Source organism: Streptococcus sp. CF7_Ac1-12 (assembly GCF_024295905.1).
Taxonomy (GTDB): Bacteria; Bacillota; Bacilli; order Lactobacillales; family Streptococcaceae; genus Streptococcus; species Streptococcus mitis_AP.
Genome location: NZ_JANCPG010000004.1, coordinates 85,635 through 103,412, shown reverse-complemented (window position 1 = coordinate 103,412; position 17,778 = coordinate 85,635). Strand labels below are relative to the sequence as shown.

Genomic DNA, 17,778 nt, shown 5'->3' with positions numbered 1-17,778 from the left:
TTTTTATGCCCGTTACGATTAAAGACGTGGCCAAGGCTGCTGGTGTTTCGCCTTCAACCGTAACCCGTGTTATTCAAAATAAATCAACCATTAGCGACGAAACAAAAAAACGTGTTCGCAAGGCAATGAAGGAGCTCAATTACCACCCCAACCTCAACGCTCGCAGTTTGGTAAGCAGTTATACGCAAGTTATCGGCTTAGTTCTTCCTGATGACTCAGATGCCTTCTATCAGAATCCCTTCTTTCCATCAGTCCTACGTGGCATCTCTCAAGTCGCCTCTGAAAACCACTATGCCATTCAGATAGCAACAGGGAAAGATGAAAAGGAGCGTCTTACTGCCATCTCACAAATGGTCTATGGTAAACGTGTAGACGGTTTAATTTTCCTTTATGCCGAAGAGGAAGATCCTTTAGTCAAACTGGTGGCTGATGAGCAGTTCCCCTTCCTCATCCTCGGAAAATCTCTGTCCCCCTTCATTCCCCTTGTCGATAATGACAATGTTCAAGCTGGTTTTGATGCGACTGAATATTTCATCAAAAAAGGCTGCAAACGAATTGCCTTTATTGGAGGGACTAAGAGACTCTTCGTAACACAAGACCGTTTAACAGGCTATGAGTCAGCACTCAAACAGTACCAACTGCCTCTTGACAGTAACTTGACCTATTTTGCGAACGAATTTCTAGAAGAAAAAGGTTATCAATTCAGTAAGCGTTTATTTAAACATGATCCTATGATTGATGCTATCATCACAACTGATAGCCTCCTAGCTGAAGGGGTCTGTGACTACATCGCTAAGCACCAGCTGGATGTCCCTGTTCTCAGCTTCGACTCAGTCAATCCCAAGCTCAACTTGGCGGCCTATGTCGATATTAATAGCCTAGAACTTGGTCAAACATCATTTGAAACGATTCTTCAGATTATCAACGATGCTAAAAGCAATAAACAAATTTGTTACCGTCAGTTAATCGCCCACAAAATTATCGAAAAATAAAAACCAGCTCACGCTGGTTTTTTTGGTCACTATACTCAATGAAAATCAAAGAGCAAACTAGGAAGCTAGCCGCAGGTTGCTCAAAGCACAGCTTTAAGGTTGCAGATAAAGCTGACGTGGTTTGAAGAGATTTTCGAAGAGTATTAATTTTCTGTTTCAACGAATCGTCCCAGAATATGAACATTCTCAGATACAGAGACAAAGGCGCCTGGGTCCACCTGTTTCATAATCTGTTTAAATTCATTAAACTCTGCACGTGTAATGACAGTGATTAAAACTGCCTTTCTTTCGTGATTATAGGTTCCTTCTGCATCGTGGATCATGGTTGCTCCGCGGTGCAATTTTTTATGGATTTTTTCAATTACCTTGTCTGGATGATTGGTCACAATCATGGCCTGCATGCGTTTTTGCTTAGTAAAGACAGCGTCTGTCACACGGCTAGAGACAAAGATGGTAATCATAGAGTAGAGAGCGTATTTCCAACCAAAGGTCAAACCTGCTATCAGCATGATGGTCCCATTGACCAAGAAAGAAATACTACCAACATTCTTACCTGTTTTCTTGCGAATGGTCAGGCTGACGATATCCGTTCCACCACTGGAGATATTGTTGCGAAGAGCAAAACCAATCCCCAAGCCCATGACAACACCCCCAAAAAGGGCATTGATAATGGGATCCTCCGTCAAGGTCGCCACAGGGACAAACTGGATAAAGAAGGAACTCATGGATACCGTGATAAAAGTAAAGACGGTGAACTTATGCCCAATCTGATACCAAGCCAAGACCATCAAAGGAAAATTAATGGCGTAGAAGGTTAGCGAAATCGGAATATGAAAACCAAACCAGTGATTACTCAAGGCAGAGATAATCTGTGCCAGACCTGTCGCACCACTCGAATACACATGCCCTGGTTGGAAAAAGAAATTGACTGCTACTGCTGATAAAAATCCATAGACCAGAGAGGCCGAAATCTTCTCATCATATTTTTCGCGAGAGATGCTTTGTAAGACACGTAAAATTTTTATCTGATGAGCAAAGCGGCGCAGATAATAGCGCCACCGCTTAATTCGTTTTGCTTGTTTCATCTTCTTCTACTTGTAAGCTGAGTTCCTCTAGTTGTTTGAGAGCTACTGTTGAAGGAGCTTGTGTCATTGGGTCAGTTGCCTTGTTATTCTTAGGAAAGGCGATGACTTCACGGATATTTTCTTCTCCTGCTAAGAGCATGACAAATCGGTCAAGCCCGATAGCCAAGCCACCGTGTGGTGGGAAACCATAGTCCATGGCTTCAAGAAGGAAGCCAAACTGGTCATTTGCTTCTTCGGCTGAGAAACCAAGAGCCTTGAACATGCGTTCTTGAAGGTCTTTTTGGTTGATACGAAGGCTACCACCACCAAGCTCATAACCGTTCAAGACGATATCGTAAGCAATGGCACGAACCTTAGCCAAATCACCTTCTAATTCGTGAGCTGTTTCTTCCTGCGGAAGGGTAAATGGATGGTGGGCGCTCATGTAACGGCCTTCTTCTTCAGACCATTCAAACATTGGCCAGTCAACCACCCAAAGGAAGTTGAATTTATCGTTATCAATCAAGCCAAGCTCTTTGGCAATACGTCCACGAAGGGCACCGAGCGTTGCATTGGCCACCTCAAGCGTATCCGCCACAAAGAGAACCAAGTCCTTATTTTCAAGAGCAAGCGCACTTGTCAATTCTGCTTGGATGCCAGTCAAAAACTTAGCAACTGGTCCGTTTAATTCTCCATCAACCACCTTGACCCAAGCAAGACCTTTGGCACCATACTGTTTGGCTACTTCTGTCATCTTGTCGATGTCTTTACGTGAGTAGTTGTCCGCTGCGCCTTTGACTACAATTGCTTTTACAGCAGGTGCTTCTGAAAAGACTTTGAAGTCAACACCTTTGACCACTTCTGTCAAGTCCTGAAGCAACATGTCAAAACGGGTATCTGGCTTGTCAGAACCGTAAAGAGCCATGGCATCATCGTATTTCATACGAGGGAATGGCAACGTTACTTCGATACCTTTGGTTTCTTTCATCACGCGCGCAATCAATCCTTCTGTGATATCTTGGATTTCTTGCTCCGTAAGGAATGAAGTTTCCAAGTCGACCTGAGTGAACTCAGGCTGGCGGTCACCACGCAAGTCCTCGTCACGGAAACATTTAACGATTTGGTAGTAACGGTCAAAACCAGCATTCATCAAGAGCTGTTTCGTGATTTGTGGACTTTGAGGAAGGGCGTAAAAATGCCCTTTATTAACACGAGATGGCACCAAATAGTCACGCGCCCCTTCTGGTGTTGACTTAGAAAGGAATGGTGTCTCCACATCGATAAACTCCAACTCATCCAAGTAGTTGCGGATAGAGTGGGTCACCTTGGCACGAAGTTTAAGATTTTCCAACATCTCTGGACGACGAAGGTCAAGGTAACGGTAACGCAAACGTGTATCGTCATTGGCCTCAATCCCATCCTTAATCTCAAATGGTGTTGTCTTAGCTGTATTCAATACTGTCAAGGCTGTCACATTTAACTCAACTGCACCTGTTGGCAATTTATCATTGGCTTGCTCACGCGCAACGACTTGACCAGTTACTTCGATAACAAATTCGCTACGAAGGCTTTCAGCTGTTGCCATGACCTCTGCAGATACTTTTTCAGGGTTGATAACCAACTGCATGATTCCTTCACGGTCACGAAGGTCGATAAAGATCAAACCACCAAGGTCACGACGACGGCCAACCCATCCTTTCAAGGTAATTTCTTGTCCGATGTGTTCCTCACGAACACGACCAGCATACATACTACGTTTCATTGTTTCTCTCCTCTTTTATTCTGTTACTATTTTACCATAAAAGCGCAGGCTCTTCATGAAAATCATCAGAAAAGTTTGTTAGTCTTTAAAAATCAAATGAAGGCCCTAAAAATTAACGCCAATAAAAAATCCGATGAACTTCATCGGACTCTCTTATTTTGAATTTTTGCCTGCTTTACGCTTTTCAGCGATTTCGGCTGCCTTTCGAGGCAAGACGATTTCCGTTGTATAAGCTGTCCCAAAACGCCAGATACCGGCAATAGGGGCAAAGACCACTGCTAGATGGCTATAGAAGAAATCGCCCTTGAAGGCATAAGCTAGTCCCCCAATGATGAAAAATAGAACGACTGCTTGAATCACTGCTAATAAAATTACTCGTTTCATGTGACCTCCTGACTCTATTATAGCATGAGAATCATCAAAAAGCTGACTAAATTATTCAAAGCGTGGAGAGAAATGCTGTAAAGAAGACCTTTTCGGCTTACATAAGCCAGACCCAAACTCAATCCTAGACTAGCATAAACCAAAAACTGTTGCAAAGTTCCTGGAGAATGAATCAAGGCAAACAGAACACTAGTTACCAGAAGGAAAAGCAGAGTTTGTTTGCTATTGTCCTGTTTAGGAAAGAGGTAACGTGCCAACATCCCTCTAAAGATAAGTTCTTCCGTCAGAGGAGCAAAAATAACGACCGCAAAGAATGAGAAAAGTGGTTGAGACAAGGTCAAGTCTATCGCTATTTGCTGATTTACTGAAGGATCATTTGGCAAGAAAAACTGGACAACCAGAGATAAGAACCAAACCAAGGCAGGGAGCCAAATAAATCGGTTGAAGCCACTCTTCTCAATACGAACAGGACCTTTCTGATACCATTTGTAAATGCCGTACACATAAACTCCAGCCAAGGCCACATAGAGCAAGGTCACAGCATAGGGTGAAGCGCCTAAGGCAAGCGAAGTAGTCGCGAGCCCCTGAATGAAGCCATAGATGAATAAAAAGGATAGAATGGCTAGAAGAAACCAGCCGAGGTTTTTAAGTAGTTTCATAAAGGTCTCCTATCTTGCTTTATAGCTGTTTTTCAATACAAAGAGGTTTGCTATTCCTAACACAAGTACCCAGGCAAGTAACATGCCGATATTAGAAAAGGATATTTCCCCACCTTTTTTATTTAAAAGATTTACAATTGGACCAATAAAAGAGTAATCCAACACTTTCTGAATCGTATCATTTTGAAGAGCAATTATAGGTAAACAAGAGACAATTAACATAGGGAAGATACTATAAACTTGCGCTTTAGATTGAGTATCTGACACCGCACCGATTAGAAGGTTGAGAAAAATAATACTAATAGTTGCTAGGAGCAAATAGATAACATAGGCAAATAAGTAACCTGATAGATCTACTTTAAGATAGATGGGAAGTACAATCATAGCAAGTAACATTATCAGAATAGGAAGAACAAGCATACTAAAAGTATATTCTGTTGCTGTCACACCACTTAGAATGAGTGATTTAAGATTTCGTTTTTCCTTATCTTCTGCCATCATAATCGATACCATATAACCACTTCCCATGCTCAAGACCATCGTCAAGCTAGCAGATAGTAAAAATAGGCTTAATTGTCCATTCTTATTTAAAAATTCATTATAAAAAACAGCAATACCAAAAGGCATCAATAAAGTCGCTAACAAAGTTGAATTGCTAATAAGAACTTGCACTCTTAACCATAGTAGGGCATTTAATTTTCTAAACATCTAACTTTTCTCCTGTCAATCTGATAAAGATTTCTTCTAAAGTTGGCTCACAAGAGTGAACCACCATCAAATCTGTCGTATCTAAATGTGGCAATTCTTCAAATGGAACTATCTGTTCTCGTCCGTCGTTATAAACCACACGTACTTTCTTATCCACATGGTACTTCTGGATAATATCTTGCGGACTTCCATACTCTATTAAATTCCCCTTATTTAAAAGAGATAAACGATCACAAAGCAGAGTTGCCTCATTCATATCATGCGTGGTCAGAAAGATCGTTGTCCCCGCCTGCTTTAATTCTTGAAGTAGGGTATGAATCATCTTAGATGTTGTAGGGTCTAAGCCACTGGTTGGCTCATCTAGAAAGAGAATCTTAGGTGCATTAAGAAGGGCACGAGCCAAGAACATTCGTTGTTTCATTCCTGTAGATAGTTTTTCTGCGATAACATCTTTAGCATCTGCCAATCCAACCTGTTGGAGCACCTGAACTACTCTATCTGACTTGAGACCATATAACTTAGCGTAGATGAGAAGATTTTTGTAAAGACTCATCTTTTCATAAAAACCACTGCCATCACTAACAATACCAATTTGTTCCAAATCATTTGAGGTTAAATCTTGAGAATTCTTGCCTAACAAAACTGTTTTCCCTTGATCTGCAGCCAACTGTCCTGTTAAGACATTGATCATAGTTGTTTTACCTGAGCCAGAAGGTCCAAGAAAACCAAAGATTTCACCCTCCTTAATCTCAAAAGAAATCTGATGAAGAGCTTTTTTGCTCCCAAAACTTTTGCTTACATTTTCAACACGAATCATAGAAACTCCTTTATTTGAAATAACGTTTCACCATAGGCAACTGCATCACACCGATATAAATATGGATCACTCCTACCAGCAAGAAAGCTAGTAACTGAATCTCTCCTGTCAGCAAGGAAAAGAGAGCAATCAAAAAGTAGAGACCTGGCAAGACATATTGGTTTAATTGGAATAAAATTCGAAAACTCTGTTCCAAATTAGCCTGGCGCTCCCCTTCATCGTAAGAATTGACATAGTCTAAATAATCCTTTGGTGTAGAGAAAAATGCCAAATCAAACTGACGAACAATCGCAATAGTCTTATAAAAATATTTTTGAGCATTAAAAATCAACACTAATCCCAAAAAAGAAAGAGGTAAGATTAGATTGCTTCTATCTAGTACAATCACTTCACTTCCTGAAATAAAGAGAGCCAGTAAAATCGCTACACTTGTAATATGAAAAGCAATAGTTCCAAACTCAAGATTACGATTCATTTGCACATAATAGGTTTCATTCAAATCATCATCCATTTCCTCTTGATACAAGGAGTGAAATTTTCTGCTTTTCTTTAAGAAATTGAAAGTCAAAAGAATGCTAATGAAACCTATCAATAAACAAATAGCTGATATCCATGGTATCAAGACTTTTACATCTAAAATAATTTCGTGGGATTCGGTAGCAGCCTTAAACATCCCTACAAAACCGCCCAAGAAACCTCCAAAGACAACAGACATTAAAAATAACAATCCACCTTTCTTATTCTTTTTCATATTCATTCTCCTTTTTCACTTGCTAAATTGTTTGCTTTCTTCTCAATCCAGTCAACGACTGGGATAAGAGCAAAGTAGACCCAGATAAATTGGTCGCTGTAATAGAGATCAAACCATCCTAGATTTGTTCCAATTAGTAGACACACGCTGACTAATAAAGCTATGGCCACTACATAATAGATCACTTTATACTTGTTCATCACTCGTCCTCCTCTAAGCGAAATACCGATTCGACTGTTTCGTTGAAAATTTGAGATATTTTCAGGGCAATGATAATGGATGGGGTGTACTCATCCCGTTCTAGTAGGCTAATGGTCTGTCTGGAAACCCCTGCCAGCTTGGCTAGGTCGGTTTGGTTGAGACCATCGCGAGCCCGAAGCTCTTTTAGACGATTTTTTAGTTGCATGTTACACACCTACTCTCCGTCAAATTCAATAGTTTGGATATCCTCAATGCGTTGTAGTTTGAATTTTTCTTTTCCTTTTTTATCTACACGTCGTAGCTTGACCCACTCCTCATCAACATCTACAACTTCCCAGTTGTCTGTCCCAAACAATTGTCCAACGATTGTTGGTTTTTTCCCAATCAATTCTTTTAATAATCTTGACATTTCTTTATTTCCTTTCTGTTTTTGCTCAATTCTTTTGATTTTATTCTCTAGTTTCTTGACCCTTTGGGTATGATAGAGATAAAACATAATCACAAGAGGTACAAATCCTAATGCCCACATAAGCATTCCTTTCTCCTTTTCTCTTAACTTGCTTACATTGTAACACATCTTTTTCTTTTTGACAAGTATATTTGTCAAAAAGTTTATGATTTTTGTCATTTTGCAAAAGAAAAAGGTCAGGATTAGGTTCCTGACCGGTTTATCTGTTATTAAAATCCTAGTTTTTCAAAGATTTCTGAGAAGTTTTGACTGATTGTCTCAAGTGACACTTGCACTTCTTCTCGGGTTTGATTGTTCTTGACTATCACTTGTCCACTTTCGACTTCACTCTCTCCTAGGGTAATGAGAGTCTTAGCCGTAAAGACATCGGCTGACTTGAACTGAGCTTTGAGCTTACGGTTGAGGTAATCACGCTCTGCTTTGAAACCTTGTTGGCGAAGATTTTGTACCAATTCCAAAGCCTTGACATTTGCTCCTTGACCCAAGACTGCAATATAAATATCTAGGGCATTTTCGATAGGTAGAGCCACACCTTGCTTTTCAAGAATGAGAAGCAGGCGCTCTACACCAAGTCCAAAACCAAATCCAGCAGTTTCAGGTCCACCAAAGTAGGCAACCAAACCATCGTAACGACCACCCGCACAGACTGTCAAGTCATTGCCCTCAATCTCAGTGATAAACTCAAAAATGGTGTGGTTATAGTAGTCCAGACCACGCACCATATTGGTATCGATGATGTAGTCTACTCCAAGATTCTCCAACATCTGACGCACAGCATCAAAATGAGCTTGGCTTTCTTCATCAAGGAAGTCCAAGATAGAAGGTGCGTTCTCTACTGCTACCTTGTCTTCTTTTTCCTTAGAGTCCAAGACACGGAGAGGATTTTCCTCCAAACGACGTTGGCTATCCTTAGACAAGGTCTCCTTGAGCGGTGTCAAATAGTCAATCAAGGCTTGGCGGTAGGCCGCACGGCTCTCAGGATTTCCAAGAGTGTTGAGGTGTAATTTGACACCTTGGATGCCGATTTCTTTCAAGAAATGGGCTGCCATCGCGATGGTTTCCACATCGGTAGCTGGATTGCTAGAGCCAAAACACTCAACGCCAATCTGGTGGAATTGGCGCAAGCGCCCTGCCTGTGGACGCTCATAACGGAACATAGGGCCCATGTAGTAGAACTTGCTTGGCTTTTGCACTTCCGGGGCGAAGAGTTTATTTTCCACATAGGAACGGACAACGGGCGCTGTTCCTTCTGGACGGAGGGTGATATGACGGTCACCCTTGTCATAAAAGTCGTACATTTCCTTGGTTACGATATCCGTCGTATCTCCGACAGAGCGACTGATGACCTCGTAATGCTCAAAAATAGGCGTGCGCACTTCTGCATAGTTATAGCGCTTGAAAATCTCACGGGCAAAGCCCTCAACGTACTGCCATTTGGCAGATTCAGCAGGTAAAATATCCTGCGTTCCTTTTGGTTTTTGTAATTTCATAGGGAATCCTCTTTAAACTTAATAGTCTTATTTTACCATAAATAGAGGGATTAAAACAGTAAGAAAAAATTAGGATTTATACTCAATGAAAATCAAAAAGCAAACTAGGAAGTTAGCCGCAAGCTGTACTTGAGTACGGTAAGGCGACGCTGACGTGGTTTGAATTTGATTTTCGAAGAGTATTAGATATCATTTTTGAGATTAAGACATGTCAAAAGAATAGCTAGCAAGGAAAGACCAACAAATAGCATCCAAGTCAACTGTATATTCCATACAGCTATAAGTGAAAAACAGGCTGTTCCCACAGGTATGGATAAGGTAAACAAGAGACCTAAAAAATTACTGGTACGAGCTAGAACCTCTGGAGCTAGATTTTTCATGAGCATGGCACTAATCTTTGGTTGAACTTTACCAGACACATATAGAGTTGAAAAGAGAAATAGCAAACCAAGTACGACTTGATTGAATAAATTAGCCAGACCAATTAGACTGAGTCCTACGGTAACCCACATCATCAATCTAGGCAAGGACTGTTTCCCAAAATAATCATTTCCCGTAAGACTACTGATGATGACTGCTAACAAAGCACCGAATTGACTGATAAATAGTGCCTCTGTGTAAGAAAAATTCAAGAGAGAATGGCTCAAAAAGAATATATTATAAATTCCACCCAAGGCGCCACCCAAGGCATTGATAAGCAAGACAGCAAAGAGCATAAAACCAAAGTTTTTCTGTCCACCTTTAAGAAAAACGAGACGTAAATTTCGGTAAATTGTTAGAAATTGGTCTTTGATAGAAAGCTTTTCATTTTTTAGTGATTCACCATCAGCAGATGACATTGACAGGCTCAATTTGCTTTTTCCTAAAAAGAGAACAGAGGCTGATACTAGGAAAAAGCAGGCATTGATTCCCGCAACGAGGGAAAAATTGTTGACCGATAAACCTAAGAGCCAGACTCCAAAGGCTTGACCACCAATAGCTGAAATATAGGTGATGAACTGGGAAAAAGAGTAAGCCTCCATCAAATCCTCTTCAGCTACTTTTTCCTTAATAAGAGGCATGCGCAAACCACCTGCAAAATCACTAATGACATCACTGATGACATTGATCAAACACAGGCTAGAAAAGGCAAAGAGACTAGCTTGCTGAACAACTAGGGCTGCCAGAAAAAATAAAACCGCCTGAAACAAACCGCTATAAACCATCCATTTGACCTTGTCCCTTGTGTAATCTGCCCGAATCCCTACAAAAACTGTAAAGAGAGTCGGAAGAATCATGACAATATTCGCCATAGCAACAGCAAAAGAGGCTTGTTGCAAGGTCGATGCATAGACGATAAATACCAGATTAAAAATCGAAGCACCAAAAGCATTGAAGAAGCGTGACAAAGTCAAGAGACGATAAGCTTGATTTCTGAACAATAGTTTCATAAATAATCTCCCTTCTTGTTCAAATACTCAATGAAAATCAAAGAGCAAACTAGGAAGCTAGCCGAAGGCTGTACTTGAGTACGGCAAGGTAAAGCTGACGTGGTTTGAAGAGATTTTCGAAGAGTATAAGTTTTATGTGAAGTATGACTATAGTATAGCACTTAGAAATTTTAGAGGAAAAACTTTGAATATATGCAACACACAAAATAAGCAAAACAACGATAAAATCTCTTTGATGACCTGCGAGTAGTCAAAAGTTCTATCTCTTCAAATTTTAAATTATTTTCTTAGTTTGCAGATATTCAACAATCGGTCGTATTTCTATAGTAATCGGCAGATTTATTACAGCCAAGCATCTCAAAAATACGGACAGCATCTTCCATCTTTTTCTGACCTTCCTTGACTCTACCTTGCTTGCTATCAAGGAGACCTTCAGCCCACAAATAGACAATTCGGAAATAGGTTTCATTTTCATTGTAGAAATGCTCTTCGATAACACGTTTAAAATAAGAGGCATTGGTAAATTCTTTACACTCAATGCTAGCTAAAAAGCCGTTCAATAGTATAGTGTGAAAAAGATTTCGATTGCCAGACACTTCCATTAGAAAATCAGATTTACGTACCATTTCTCTAACATACCTAGTGAAAAGAGAAACAGATAGAAATGGTGAACTGACTGAAAATAAATTGAGTTCATAGATTCCCCAGATCTCGGTAGAAAACAAATAATCATGAAGGACTTTCCCCTCCTCTGCCGTTAACTCTACCGTATCATACATGCTCTTCATATAAGACTTGATAATAATGGCATTTAGAATATGTTTCTGTTTGTTTTGAGAATGGGTATGCTTTTGGTACTCCTTGCGATACAGGTCTTCAAGAGGTGCTATATTCTTTGGATCCAAGACATCTAGGATTTCTTTTCTCAACTCAGAATCTGTATCATACTGAAAACCTCTCGCTAGAAAGAGGATTTCCTCTACACTGGCAGATATATTTTCTAGGGCAAATAGAAACTTTTCCACCGAAAGCTCACTCTGACCTGTTTCAAAGCGAGATAACATAGACGGCGAAAATTGTCCCCCAGTTGCTTGTCTCAGCGAGATATTTCTTGACTCTCGTAATTGTCTAAAGACTTTTCCAATCTGCTCCATAGGCTTCCCCTTGATTCAGTGTTTTCTTTATATTATCATATTTTTTCAGAAAATTCATCAAAAACTTGCCAAATTGTCAGAATTATGAGAAAATAGAGGATATTTATCACGTGGAGGGACTGTAATGAGAGACGATATCAAAATCAATGACCGGGCTTTGGCCTTGCAAGACCAAATTATCGAAAAACTAGAGAAGGTTTTTGATACAGATGTGGAATTGGATGTTTACAATCTAGGGCTGATTTATGAGATCAATCTAGACGAAACAGGCCTCTGCAAAATTGTCATGACCTTCACCGACACCGCCTGCGATTGCGCCGAAAGCCTGCCTATCGAAATCGTGGCAGGTCTGAAACAAATCGAGGGTATCGAAGATGTCAAGGTTGAAGTTACCTGGTCGCCTGCCTGGAAGATTACACGAATCAGTCGCTACGGCCGCATTGCCCTTGGACTGCCACCTCGTTAAGCAGGTAAATTACTTTTGAAGATGAAAAGAAGCAAGCCAAAGTTGGCTTGCTTTTTGAATTTACTTTTTACCTGACTTGTCCATATTCCAGAAGTCTGTCACGGCTCCGCGTGAAGCAGATGATACGATATGGGCATATTTACCGAGGACACCACGACTATAGAGTGGTGGCAAGGTTGTTTCTGCCTTGCGTTTTTCAAGTTCTTCTTCGGATACGGCCATGGAAATTTCTTTGGTATCTTGGTCAACCGTAACGATATCGCCTGTACGAAGGTAGGCAATTGGTCCACCATCCTGAGCTTCAGGAGCGATATGTCCAACAACCAGACCATAAGTACCACCAGAGAAGCGTCCATCTGTCAAGAGGGCAACCTTGTCTCCTTGACCTTTACCAACAATCATTGATGAAAGTGACAGCATCTCAGGCATACCAGGACCACCCTTAGGTCCAACGAAACGAACAACGACTACATCGCCATCAACGATTTCATCTGTCAGAACGGCCTGAATAGCATCTTCTTCTGAGTCAAAGACCTTAGCTGGTCCAACGTGACGACGCACTTTCACACCTGATACCTTGGCAACCGCACCGTCAGGGGCAAGGTTCCCGTTCAAGATGATAAGCGGACCATCCGCACGTTTTGGATTTTCAAGTGGCATAATAACTTTTTGACCTGGAGTGAGGTCTGCAAAGTCAGCCAAGTTCTCAGCGACAGTCTTACCAGTACATGTGATGCGGTCTCCATGAAGGAAACCATTTGCCAAGAGATATTTCATAACCGCAGGCACACCACCGACTTCGTAGAGATCTTGGAAGACATACTGACCAGATGGTTTCAAGTCAGCCAAGTGAGGCACACGTTCTTGAATCGTATTGAAGTCCTCAAGTGACAAGTCAACATTGGCAGCATGGGCAATGGCAAGCAAGTGAAGAGTGGCGTTTGTAGAACCACCTAGAGCCATAGTTACAGTGATAGCATCTTCAAAGGCTTCACGAGTCAAGATATCTGATGGTTTAAGACCTAGTTCCAACATCTTAACAACAGCACGTCCTGCTGCTTCGATATCTTCTTTCTTGTCAGCTGATTCAGCTGGATGAGATGAAGAGCCTGGCAAACTCATACCGAGAACTTCGATAGCAGTCGCCATGGTATTAGCTGTGTACATACCACCACAGCCACCAGGACCAGGGCAGGCATTACATTCAAGACGTTTTACGTCCTCAGCTGTCATGTCACCGTGGTTCCATTTTCCGATACCCTCAAAAACAGAAACCAAGTCAATATCTTTACCATCAAGATTTCCCGGTGCAATAGTTCCACCATAGGCGAAAATTGCTGGAATATCCATATTAGCAATGGCAATCATAGAACCAGGCATGTTCTTGTCACAACCACCGATAGCAACAAAGGCATCCACATTGTGACCACCCATAGCCGCCTCGATAGAGTCCGCAATGATATCACGAGATGTCAAAGAGAAACGCATACCAGGCGTTCCCATAGCAATCCCGTCCGCTACAGTAATAGTTCCAAACTGCACAGGCCAAGCACCTGCAGATTTGACACCCTCTTTAGCCAATTTCCCAAAATCATGCAAGTGGATGTTACATGGTGTATTTTCCGCCCAAGTCGAAATCACTCCCACAATCGGTGTTTCAAAGTCCTTATCTGTCATACCAGTCGCACGAAGCATAGCACGGTTTGGTGATTTAACCATACTATCATAAATGCTACTGCGATGACGTTTAGCTAATTCAGTCATTTGTTCCCTCCCATTTCAGTTTTTACTATTATAGCACATTTTAAAGGCAATGAACAGAAGAAAATTCTTGAATTTTCAGAAAATTCTATACACATATAAACATTTTAAATTAAAAACAACAAAGCGGATCAGGGCACTTTCTGATTACCAGAATATGCTTTTAATCCGCTCGCTTTAAATAACGTAATGTAATTTTTACAGAAGTTCTTTCAGATAAGTGTATTTAATATCTATCTTGCATTATAAAACGCTAAAACTTTCTCTTTTATATTCGATTCACTCAAACCATACTCATTAAGAAGATAATCCATTTTCCCTACTTGACCGAATCTTTCTTGAACACCCATCCGATGAATTTTTGTTATTCCATCATCAGAGAATAATTCACATAAAGCACTGCCAATTCCACCTATCTGATTGTGGTTTTCTACAGTAAATATAGTTTTTCCGCTTAACATTGTTTTTATCTGTTCTGGTATCGGTTTGATTCTAAATAAATCTATCACACCTACTGAATAACCTAATTTAGACAGTTCATCCGCAACTCGAATACTTGGAGCAACCATTATGCCAGAAGCAACTATTACAACATCTTCACCGTGTCTTAACTCAATGTAGCCTTTAGAAAAATCTTCTCCACCTTGATATACAGCCTCTGGAGCTTTTCTAATTGTTCGAATATATTTTAGTCCTTTTAATTCTAATGTCTGGTTCAAGATTTCACGAAATTGGATATCATCAGTTGCTTCAAAAATGATTGATTTAGGAATTAAACGTAACAATCCAATTTCTTCAAATGGCATATGTGTTCCACCATTCATCTCTGCCGTTACTCCTGCATCTGAGCCAATCACAGTGGCATCCAATTGTGCGTACCCAAGAGAAATAAATAATTGATCAAATACTCTTCGTGAAGCAAAAGGGCCAAATGTATGAAGATAAGGTCTAAACCCCTGAATAGATAAACCTGCTGCAAGCCCGACCATTTCTGCTTCCATGATCCCAACATTCACATAACGGTCTCCAAAGTCCTTTTCAAGATTATTAGTAGCCATCGAACTTGACAAGTCTGCTTCTAAAACTACTATATCAGAATAACTTTGGTTAGCTTCTAGAAGGAAATCTCTATACACATGTCGTAATTCTTTCGTACTTCTCATCATTCTGTTTCCTCCAATTCCTGACTTAATCTTTCTACAACTGAAGTTAACATTTGTCTCTCCTCTACAGTAGGGCGAAGATGATGATTGGATTTCATTTCTTCCAGCTCTAGAACTCCTTGACCTTTAATAGTGTCTAATACAATACACTTAGGGGATGAATTATTTGACTGTTTTAATTGGATAATCCCTTCATAAATTTCTCTAATATCTGAACCATTGACCCTAATGGATTCAAACCCAAATGCTGAGAATTTTTCTACAAAATCACCTGGATTACAAATATCCTTTGTAAAACCATCTAATTGTTTTTTGTTATCGTCTACAAATACAATTAAATTAGATAACTGTTGATGAGAAGCAAACTGTATAGCCTCCCAACATTGTCCCTCATTTAACTCACCATCTCCAACAATAGCATAGGTATAAAAGGGACTTTTTCTTATTCTCTGACCATATGCAAGTCCGGTTGCAACACTAATTCCCTGTCCTAAAGAGCCAGTTGTCATATCTATGCCCGGCGTTAGATTTCTATCAGGATGAGACGGTAATTTGGTTCCATTTGTATTTAAAGAATGTAAGAATTCTTTGTCAAAGAAACCATTCAAATAGAGTGTGCTGTACAAAGCTGGTCCAGCATGTCCCTTGGATAAAACAAAATAATCTCTATCTCGTGACGCAAATATTTCTGGAGTCATCGGCATTATTTCACCATAAAGCACTGCTAAAACTTCTACTATAGACAGACTCCCTCCATAATGGCCGAATCCAAGATGATTCAATGTTCTAAGAGTATTTAATCGGATTTTTGTTGCAAATTTTCTTAACTCATCTTCTCTATTTTCACTTAAAATCATCCCTTATTCCTCCTTTGCAGATGGCTTTTTAATAAAGGATACTCCAAACATAACTGCTAGAATAAGAACAAGACCAATAACAATGCCTGCTTGTGAGCCAAATTGATTCAACATTCCTAAAATAATTCCTGATAGACCAAAATCTGCATCTGAGAAAGTTGACCCTTGGAAACCAAGTCCTCCCAAAACTGGCATTAAAAAGACTGGAAGAAAACTAATTAAAATACCTTGTAAAAATGCTCCAATAGTGGCTCCACGAACACCACCAGATGCATTCCCAATGACACCTGCAGTCGCTCCACAGAAGAAATGAGGCACAACGCCTGGTAAGATGACAACCGTTCCTGAAGCAATCATAATTGCCATACTTACTAAACCACCAACAAAACTAGAGATAAATCCAATTAGGACTGCATTAGGTGCATAAGTATAAACAATCGGACAATCCAAAGCAGGTTTTGAATTAGGTACAAGACGCTCTGAAATACCTTTAAAGGCTGGAACAATTTCACCCAAAATAAGGCGAACACCTGCTAAAATAACAAATACACCTGCTGCAAATTGACCTGCTAATTGTAAAGCATAAACTAGACCACTTGTACCATTACTGATTTCTTTTTCTATATATTCTGACCCTGCAAAGATAGCTACAATAATGTAAATAACTGCCATAGATAAAGTAATACTAACAGTACTATCACGTAAAAAAGCTAAACTCTTTGGGAATTTAATGTCCTCTGTTGATTTTGATTTGTCACCGATAAGGCTACCAGTGAAACCACTCAACCAATATCCCAAAGAACTGAAATGACCTAAAGCCACCTTGTCATTTCCAGTTAATTGAACCATATATTTTTGTACAAATGCTGGAGAAATACTCATAATAATACCGAGTGCTAATCCTCCTAGTAAGATAAGAGGCAAACTAGTAAAGCCAGCAACTGATAAAATGACCGCAATCATACACGCCATATATAGAGTGTGGTGCCCTGTTAAAAAGATATATTTGAATCGAGTAAAACGAGCGATTAAGATATTGAACACCATACCTGCAAACATAATCATTGCAGTAGCTGAGCCATATGTTGTTAAAGCTACAGCTACAATTGCTTCATTATTTGGTACAACTCCAGATAAATGAAAAGCATGCTCAAACATGGTACCAAATGGATTTAAAGAATTTTGCACAATTCCTGCACCACCAGATACAACTAAGAAACCAACAAAGGTCTTAATTCCGCCTTTAATAATGTCAGGTAATTTCTTCTTCTGAAGAACTAATCCTAAGATTGCAATTAAAGCTACTAAAATAGCTGGTGTACTAACAATATCCAATATGAACTTCATCATGACGCTAGCCTCCTATATAAGTTCTTTTTCTTCACAAATTTTAGTAATTAATTCTCGTAGCTCGTCCATATCAATAATACTATTTAAGATACGAACATCTCCAAGATGACTAGCTGAATCAGCTAGATCACGACCAACAATCCAAATATCAGCTGCATTTGGATCTGCTCCACCTAAATCATAGTGTTCAACTTCTACATCTGAAACATTCAAATCACTCAATACAGATTCAATATTCATCTGTACCATAAAACTTGAACCTAATCCTGAACCACAAGCTGTACCAATTTTTAACATTAT

20 protein-coding genes are annotated in these 17,778 nt (G+C 39.9%); 2 read left to right on the top strand and 18 right to left on the bottom strand.

The window, feature by feature from the left end:
• The first annotated feature begins 5 nt into the window (after nt 1-5).
• Nucleotides 6-992, top strand: a complete 987-nt coding sequence (locus NMM17_RS03355; protein WP_033675771.1) for a LacI family DNA-binding transcriptional regulator — start codon at nt 6-8, stop codon at nt 990-992.
• A gap of 143 nt (nt 993-1,135) precedes the next feature.
• Here the strand turns inward: NMM17_RS03355 and NMM17_RS03350 are convergent, their stop codons facing one another.
• The 13 genes from NMM17_RS03350 to NMM17_RS03290 all read right to left on the bottom strand — a co-directional run bounded on the left by NMM17_RS03350 (nt 1,136) and on the right by NMM17_RS03290 (nt 11,881).
• Nucleotides 1,136-2,077: a YitT family protein gene (locus NMM17_RS03350; protein ID WP_000806276.1), complete on the bottom strand. Its 942-nt coding sequence runs from the start codon at nt 2,075-2,077 to the stop codon at nt 1,136-1,138.
• Nucleotides 2,055-3,818: an aspartate--tRNA ligase gene (gene aspS, locus NMM17_RS03345; protein ID WP_254753833.1), complete on the bottom strand. Its 1,764-nt coding sequence runs from the start codon at nt 3,816-3,818 to the stop codon at nt 2,055-2,057. The genes NMM17_RS03350 and aspS overlap by 23 nt, the downstream gene beginning before the upstream one ends.
• Nucleotides 3,819-3,971: 153 nt before the next feature.
• Nucleotides 3,972-4,202: a membrane protein gene (locus NMM17_RS03340; RefSeq protein ID WP_000832193.1), complete on the bottom strand. Its 231-nt coding sequence runs from the start codon at nt 4,200-4,202 to the stop codon at nt 3,972-3,974.
• A 17-nt stretch (nt 4,203-4,219) separates the two neighbouring features.
• The gene (locus NMM17_RS03335; protein WP_254753832.1) at nt 4,220-4,861 is read right to left on the bottom strand and encodes a CPBP family intramembrane glutamic endopeptidase; all 642 of its coding nucleotides are present in this window, start codon (nt 4,859-4,861) and stop codon (nt 4,220-4,222) included.
• Between the two features lie 9 nt (nt 4,862-4,870).
• Nucleotides 4,871-5,569, bottom strand: coding sequence for an ABC transporter permease (locus tag NMM17_RS03330; protein WP_254753831.1), 699 nt, complete (start codon nt 5,567-5,569; stop codon nt 4,871-4,873).
• On the bottom strand, nt 5,562-6,386 hold the full coding sequence (locus NMM17_RS03325) for an ABC transporter ATP-binding protein (protein WP_254753830.1): 825 nt from the start codon (nt 6,384-6,386) through the stop codon (nt 5,562-5,564). Before NMM17_RS03325 ends, NMM17_RS03330 begins: the two co-directional genes overlap by 8 nt.
• A 10-nt stretch (nt 6,387-6,396) precedes the next feature.
• Nucleotides 6,397-7,137, bottom strand: a complete 741-nt coding sequence (locus tag NMM17_RS03320) for a DUF3169 family protein (RefSeq protein WP_254753829.1) — start codon at nt 7,135-7,137, stop codon at nt 6,397-6,399.
• Between the two features lie 2 nt (nt 7,138-7,139).
• Nucleotides 7,140-7,337 (bottom strand): hypothetical protein, encoded by a 198-nt coding sequence (locus tag NMM17_RS03315; protein ID WP_254753828.1) that lies wholly within the window; start codon nt 7,335-7,337, stop codon nt 7,140-7,142.
• On the bottom strand, nt 7,337-7,543 hold the full coding sequence (locus NMM17_RS03310; RefSeq protein ID WP_001176227.1) for a helix-turn-helix transcriptional regulator: 207 nt from the start codon (nt 7,541-7,543) through the stop codon (nt 7,337-7,339). The genes NMM17_RS03315 and NMM17_RS03310 overlap by 1 nt, the downstream gene beginning before the upstream one ends.
• 9 nt (nt 7,544-7,552) lie before the next feature.
• Nucleotides 7,553-8,017, bottom strand: a complete 465-nt coding sequence (locus NMM17_RS03305) for a hypothetical protein (protein ID WP_254753846.1) — start codon at nt 8,015-8,017, stop codon at nt 7,553-7,555.
• Complete coding sequence (gene hisS, locus NMM17_RS03300) at nt 8,017-9,297, bottom strand: histidine--tRNA ligase (protein WP_254753827.1); 1,281 nt, start codon at nt 9,295-9,297, stop codon at nt 8,017-8,019. The genes NMM17_RS03305 and hisS overlap by 1 nt, the downstream gene beginning before the upstream one ends.
• A 182-nt stretch (nt 9,298-9,479) precedes the next feature.
• Nucleotides 9,480-10,727: a transporter gene (locus NMM17_RS03295; protein ID WP_254753826.1), complete on the bottom strand. Its 1,248-nt coding sequence runs from the start codon at nt 10,725-10,727 to the stop codon at nt 9,480-9,482.
• Nucleotides 10,728-11,029: 302 nt separating this feature from the next.
• Nucleotides 11,030-11,881 carry a helix-turn-helix domain-containing protein gene (locus NMM17_RS03290; RefSeq protein ID WP_254753825.1) on the bottom strand — a complete coding sequence of 284 codons (852 nt, stop codon included), beginning with the start codon at nt 11,879-11,881 and terminating at the stop codon, nt 11,030-11,032.
• 124 nt (nt 11,882-12,005) lie between these two features.
• On the opposite strand from NMM17_RS03290, the gene NMM17_RS03285 reads away from it, so the two are divergent.
• Entirely contained in the window at nt 12,006-12,347 is a 342-nt protein-coding gene (locus NMM17_RS03285; protein ID WP_001204052.1) for a metal-sulfur cluster assembly factor, read from the top strand.
• A 60-nt stretch (nt 12,348-12,407) separates the two neighbouring features.
• On the opposite strand, the gene ilvD is transcribed toward NMM17_RS03285, so the two are convergent.
• From ilvD to NMM17_RS03260, 5 genes are all read right to left on the bottom strand, one after another.
• Nucleotides 12,408-14,111 carry a dihydroxy-acid dehydratase gene (ilvD, locus tag NMM17_RS03280; protein ID WP_223330821.1) on the bottom strand — a complete coding sequence of 568 codons (1,704 nt, stop codon included), beginning with the start codon at nt 14,109-14,111 and terminating at the stop codon, nt 12,408-12,410.
• A gap of 230 nt (nt 14,112-14,341) precedes the next feature.
• On the bottom strand, nt 14,342-15,274 hold the full coding sequence (locus NMM17_RS03275; protein WP_023947581.1) for a transketolase family protein: 933 nt from the start codon (nt 15,272-15,274) through the stop codon (nt 14,342-14,344).
• Entirely contained in the window at nt 15,271-16,128 is an 858-nt protein-coding gene (locus NMM17_RS03270) for a transketolase (RefSeq protein WP_254753824.1), read from the bottom strand. The genes NMM17_RS03275 and NMM17_RS03270 overlap by 4 nt, the downstream gene beginning before the upstream one ends.
• A gap of 3 nt (nt 16,129-16,131) precedes the next feature.
• Complete coding sequence (locus tag NMM17_RS03265; RefSeq protein ID WP_000975289.1) at nt 16,132-17,478, bottom strand: PTS ascorbate transporter subunit IIC; 1,347 nt, start codon at nt 17,476-17,478, stop codon at nt 16,132-16,134.
• A 12-nt stretch (nt 17,479-17,490) separates the two neighbouring features.
• A complete protein-coding gene (locus NMM17_RS03260; protein WP_000912473.1) occupies nt 17,491-17,775 on the bottom strand; it encodes a PTS sugar transporter subunit IIB in 285 nt (94 codons plus the stop codon).
• Nucleotides 17,776-17,778 lie beyond the last annotated feature (3 nt).

What these genes read in the sequence shown, in the direction of transcription:
- NMM17_RS03270 (WP_254753824.1), bottom strand. Translation starts at nt 16,128, where the DNA reads ATGATTTTAAGTGAAAATAGAGAAGATGAGTTAAGAAAATTTGCAACA.
- NMM17_RS03325 (WP_254753830.1), bottom strand. Translation starts at nt 6,386, where the DNA reads ATGATTCGTGTTGAAAATGTAAGCAAAAGTTTTGGGAGCAAAAAAGCT.
- NMM17_RS03290 (WP_254753825.1), bottom strand. Translation starts at nt 11,881, where the DNA reads ATGGAGCAGATTGGAAAAGTCTTTAGACAATTACGAGAGTCAAGAAAT.
- NMM17_RS03330 (WP_254753831.1), bottom strand. Translation starts at nt 5,569, where the DNA reads ATGTTTAGAAAATTAAATGCCCTACTATGGTTAAGAGTGCAAGTTCTT.
- hisS (WP_254753827.1), bottom strand. Translation starts at nt 9,297, where the DNA reads ATGAAATTACAAAAACCAAAAGGAACGCAGGATATTTTACCTGCTGAA.
- NMM17_RS03350 (WP_000806276.1), bottom strand. Translation starts at nt 2,077, where the DNA reads ATGAAACAAGCAAAACGAATTAAGCGGTGGCGCTATTATCTGCGCCGC.
- NMM17_RS03320 (WP_254753829.1), bottom strand. Translation starts at nt 7,137, where the DNA reads ATGAAAAAGAATAAGAAAGGTGGATTGTTATTTTTAATGTCTGTTGTC.
- NMM17_RS03260 (WP_000912473.1), bottom strand. Translation starts at nt 17,775, where the DNA reads ATGTTAAAAATTGGTACAGCTTGTGGTTCAGGATTAGGTTCAAGTTTT.
- NMM17_RS03355 (WP_033675771.1), top strand. Translation starts at nt 6, where the DNA reads ATGCCCGTTACGATTAAAGACGTGGCCAAGGCTGCTGGTGTTTCGCCT.
- NMM17_RS03340 (WP_000832193.1), bottom strand. Translation starts at nt 4,202, where the DNA reads ATGAAACGAGTAATTTTATTAGCAGTGATTCAAGCAGTCGTTCTATTT.
- NMM17_RS03275 (WP_023947581.1), bottom strand. Translation starts at nt 15,274, where the DNA reads ATGATGAGAAGTACGAAAGAATTACGACATGTGTATAGAGATTTCCTT.
- aspS (WP_254753833.1), bottom strand. Translation starts at nt 3,818, where the DNA reads ATGAAACGTAGTATGTATGCTGGTCGTGTTCGTGAGGAACACATCGGA.
- NMM17_RS03310 (WP_001176227.1), bottom strand. Translation starts at nt 7,543, where the DNA reads ATGCAACTAAAAAATCGTCTAAAAGAGCTTCGGGCTCGCGATGGTCTC.
- NMM17_RS03335 (WP_254753832.1), bottom strand. Translation starts at nt 4,861, where the DNA reads ATGAAACTACTTAAAAACCTCGGCTGGTTTCTTCTAGCCATTCTATCC.
- NMM17_RS03315 (WP_254753828.1), bottom strand. Translation starts at nt 7,337, where the DNA reads ATGAACAAGTATAAAGTGATCTATTATGTAGTGGCCATAGCTTTATTA.
- NMM17_RS03265 (WP_000975289.1), bottom strand. Translation starts at nt 17,478, where the DNA reads ATGATGAAGTTCATATTGGATATTGTTAGTACACCAGCTATTTTAGTA.
- NMM17_RS03285 (WP_001204052.1), top strand. Translation starts at nt 12,006, where the DNA reads ATGAGAGACGATATCAAAATCAATGACCGGGCTTTGGCCTTGCAAGAC.
- NMM17_RS03295 (WP_254753826.1), bottom strand. Translation starts at nt 10,727, where the DNA reads ATGAAACTATTGTTCAGAAATCAAGCTTATCGTCTCTTGACTTTGTCA.
- ilvD (WP_223330821.1), bottom strand. Translation starts at nt 14,111, where the DNA reads ATGACTGAATTAGCTAAACGTCATCGCAGTAGCATTTATGATAGTATG.